General features: G+C 53.2%; 1 rRNA gene. It reads left to right on the top strand.

Annotated features, from left to right (window positions below):
- Positions 1 to 7 precede the first annotated feature (7 nt).
- Positions 8 to 385, top strand: a 23S ribosomal RNA gene (locus AC3G2T_RS38860); the annotation flags it as partial.

Genomic DNA, 385 nt, shown 5'->3' with positions numbered 1-385 from the left:
TTCTAGTGGTTAAGCTAGAAAGAGCACACGGAGGATGCCTAGGCGCTAGGAGCCGAAGAAGGACGTGGCGAACGACGAAATGCCTCGGGGAGCCGTAAGCAGGCTTCGATCCGGGGATGTCCGAATGGGGGAACCCGGCTGTGGTAATGCGCAGTCACCATGAAGTGAATACATAGCTTCATTGGAGGCATACCCAGGGAACTGAAACATCTAAGTACCTGGAGGAAAAGAAAACAAAAGTGATTCCGTCAGTAGCGGCGAGCGAAAGCGGAGTAGCCCAAACCAGGGAGCTTGCTCCCTGGGGTTGTAGGACCTCAATGTGAGGTTAGTTCGGTAGGCGAAGTGATCTGGAAAGATCCGGCATAGAAGGTAAAAGCCCTGTAGC

It is taken from the genome of Paenibacillus sp. sgz302191 (genome assembly GCF_057749925.1).
The sequence above is the reverse complement of the archived record's forward strand: the minus strand, read 5'-3'. Positions and strand labels throughout refer to the sequence as shown.